Here is a 3,681-nt window from a genome sequence, read left to right on the forward strand (position 1 = left end):
AGGCCGAGGTGGCCGAGGCCGATGACGGCCAGGTCCTGGCGCGGGTTGCCCCGCGGGTGCAGGAGCGGCGCCCGGTCCGGTGCGGCGTGCGGGCGTGCCGGGCGGCGTGCCGCCGCGGGGGAACCCGAGGCGGGGCCAGGGTCTGCGGGCATGTCTGGTGCCGTCCTTCCCGGGAGGCGGTACCGGCTTTTAGCCGGAGCGGGACGAGTGCGCAAGCCCGGTGGACTGGACGAGCGAGCGCACAGTCAGACTAGGAGTAAATATGACCGATATGCGGCATTGTGTGGCCGTGGGTCGTGGAGTGTTGCCGGGCGGCGGCCGCGTGGTGGCCGGAATCGGGCAGGGGGGTCAGAATCGGGAACATGCCGCATGCCGGGCCCGACACCCCCGCTTGCGCTCCGTGAGCTCGGGTACACCTGCGGGTGAAGCCGGCGCCGACGACAGCGGGAGGCAGCAGTGAAGGCAGCGACACTGGGACCCGGGCAGCGTGCGGAGGCCCTCGCGGACATGGCCGAGGGAGAGCTGGACATCCTGGTCGTGGGCGCCGGGGTGGTGGGGGCCGGGACCGCCCTGGACGCGGTGACACGCGGACTGTCCACCGGGCTCGTCGAGGCGCGGGACTGGGCCTCCGGCACGTCGAGCCGCTCCAGCAAGCTGATCCACGGCGGGCTGCGATACCTGGAGATGCTGGACTTCGCGCTCGTGCGCGAGGCGCTCAAGGAGCGGGGGCTACTGCTGGAGAAGCTCGCGCCGCACCTCGTGAAGCCCGTGCCGTTCCTGTACCCCCTGCAGCACAAGGGGTGGGAGCGGCTGTACGCCGGGTCCGGGGTAGCCCTGTACGACGCGATGTCGATGGCCCGCGGGCACGGGCGCGGGCTGCCGATGCACCGGCACCTGTCGCGGGGGCGCGCGCTGCGGGTCGCGCCCTGCCTGAAGAAGGACGCGCTCGTGGGGGCGCTGCAGTACTACGACGCCCAGATGGACGACGCGCGCTACGTGGCCACGCTGGTGCGCACCGCCGCCGCGTACGGCGCCAAGGTCGCCAACCGCGCGCGGGTGACCGGCTTCCTCCGGGAGGGCGAGCGGGTCGTCGGGGCGCGGGTGCAGGACGTCGAGGGCGGCGGCGAGTACGAGATCCGGGCCAAGCAGGTGGTGAACGCGACGGGCGTGTGGACCGACGACACCCAGGCCCTGGTGGGCGAGCGCGGCCAGTTCCACGTACGGGCGTCCAAGGGGATCCACCTCGTCGTGCCGAAGGACCGCATCAACTCGACGACCGGGCTGATCCTGCGCACCGAGAAGAGCGTGCTGTTCGTCATCCCCTGGGGCCGGCACTGGATCGTCGGCACCACGGACACCGACTGGGACCTGGACAAGGCGCACCCCGCAGCGTCCAGCGCCGACATCGACTACCTCCTGGAGCACGTGAACTCCGTGCTCGCCGTGCCCCTTTCGCGCGACGACGTGCAAGGCGTGTACGCCGGTCTGCGGCCGCTGCTCGCCGGGGAGTCCGACGCCACCAGCAAGCTCTCGCGCGAGCACACCGTGGCGCATCCGGTGCCGGGCCTCGTGGTCGTGGCCGGCGGCAAGTACACGACGTACCGGGTCATGGCGAAGGACGCCGTCGACGAGGCCGTGCACGCGCTCGACCAGCGGGTCGCCGAGTGCGTCACCGAGGACGTGCCGCTGGTGGGGGCCGAGGGGTACCGGGCGCTGTGGAACGCGCGGGCGCGGACCGCCGCGCGGACCGGGCTGCACGTGGTGCGGGTGGAGCATCTCCTCAACCGGTACGGGGCGTTGGCGCAGGAGGTCCTGGAGCTGATCGCCGCCGACTCCGGGCTCGGGGCGCCGCTGAACGGGGCCGACGACTACCTGCGGGCCGAGGTCGTCTACGCGGCCTCGCACGAAGGGGCGCGCCACCTCGACGACGTGCTGACGCGGCGTACGCGGATCTCCATCGAGACGTTCGACCGGGGTACGCGATGTGCGCGGGAGGCGGCCGAGTTGATGGCGCCGGTGCTCGGCTGGGACAAGGATCAGGTGGAGCGGGAGGTCGAGCACTACGAGAAGCGGGTGGAGGCGGAGCGCGAGTCGCAGTTGCAGCCGGACGACCTCACGGCGGACGCGGCCCGGCTGGGAGCGCCCGACATCGTGCCGCTGGTGTGAGCGGGCGCCGTAACGTCCGCGGGCGGGGCGGGTGTTGAGCGCCGGGTCCGTGTTCCGCCGGAGGCCGCGCGCGTCGGCGCCGGGGCCTTGCCCTCGCTGACGAGCGAAGGAAGAGTGGCGTCCGGGGAAGGATCTGCCGTCGGGACGCTGCCCGGATCCGGGCAGAGCGGTCACCGCGGACAGAGGTATGGCCGGGTGTGTCCGAAGTGCGGGCACGGCGGTTCCTTCGGCGGTGCGGTCCCTCGTGCGGGGCGTGTGCGCAGGCGCCGTCCCAGGGGCGACCCTGGGCGTCGGGTGCTCCTCGGGTGAGGGACAATGAAGGCTCTGTCAGGGCCGGTTGCAGAGGGGACGCATGTCGGAGGCGGAGCGGGCGGGCGAGAACCGTCGAGGCGAGAGCGCTCGTCAGGACTCGTCCGATCAGGACGTTCAGGACGTTCAGGACGCTCGGGAAGTACGCGACGGCCAGGACGACCGGGAGGACCAGGACGACCCGAAGAACCGGGACGACCGGGACGACCGGAAGGACCGGGGCGGGCAGGACGCGAGCGGGCGGCTGCTCGCCGGGCGGTACCGCCTCGGCGACGTGCTCGGCCGCGGCGGCATGGGCACCGTCTGGCGCGCCAAGGACGAGACCCTCGGGCGCACGGTCGCGGTCAAGGAACTGCGTTTCCCGTCGAGCATCGACGACGAGGAGAAGCGGCGCCTCATCACACGTACGTTGCGCGAGGCGAAGGCGATCGCCCGCATCCGCAACAACGGGGCGGTCACCGTCTTCGACGTGGTCGACGAGGACGACCGGCCCTGGATCGTCATGGAGCTCGTCGAGGGCAAGTCCCTCGCCGAGGCCATCCGGGAGGACGGCCTGCTCGAACCGAAGCGGGCCGCCGAGGTCGGGCTCGCCATCCTCGACGTGCTGCGCTCCGCCCACCGCGAGGGCATCCTGCACCGCGACGTGAAGCCCTCGAACGTGCTGATCGCCGAGGACGGCCGGGTCGTACTGACCGACTTCGGCATCGCCCAGGTCGAGGGCGACCCGTCCATCACCTCGACCGGCATGCTCGTCGGCGCCCCCTCGTACATCTCGCCCGAGCGGGCCCGCGGGCACAAGCCCGGTCCCGCCGCCGACATGTGGTCGCTGGGCGGTCTGCTGTACGCGGCCGTGGAAGGCGTGCCCCCGTACGACAAGGGGTCGGCGATCGCGACGCTGACCGCCGTGATGACCGAGCCGGTCGACCCGCCCAAGAACGCGGGTCCGCTGGAGCCGGTGATCTACGGACTGCTCGCCAAGGACCCGGCGCAGCGGCTCGACGACGCGGGCGCCCGGTCGCTGCTGACCGAGGTCGTCCACGCGCCCGAGCCGAAGGCCGAGCCGGAGCCGGCCGACGCCACGAAGGTCGTGCCGCTGCCGCCCGTGCCGCCGCTGGACAAGCCGGCGGGCAAGGGGAGTTCGGCCGTGTCCGCCCGGGGCGAGGAGGCCGCGGAGAAGCTGCGCGGCGCGTTGAAGTCGGTGCGCAA

2 protein-coding genes are annotated in these 3,681 nt (G+C 72.7%); both read left to right on the forward strand.

The features are described 5' to 3' along the window. Positions 1-456 precede the first annotated feature (456 nt). Positions 457-2,166: a glycerol-3-phosphate dehydrogenase/oxidase gene (locus G3I40_RS08420; protein ID WP_164301541.1), complete on the forward strand. Its 1,710-nt coding sequence runs from the start codon at positions 457-459 to the stop codon at positions 2,164-2,166. 601 nt (positions 2,167-2,767) lie between these two features. Further along, positions 2,768-3,681, forward strand: a 914-nt coding sequence (locus G3I40_RS08425; protein ID WP_239091608.1) for a serine/threonine-protein kinase, incomplete at its 3' end; no start/stop codon positions are given.

The sequence above is a fragment of the Streptomyces sp. SID14478 genome, from assembly GCF_010548525.1.
Lineage (GTDB): Bacteria > Actinomycetota > Actinomycetes > Streptomycetales > Streptomycetaceae > Streptomyces.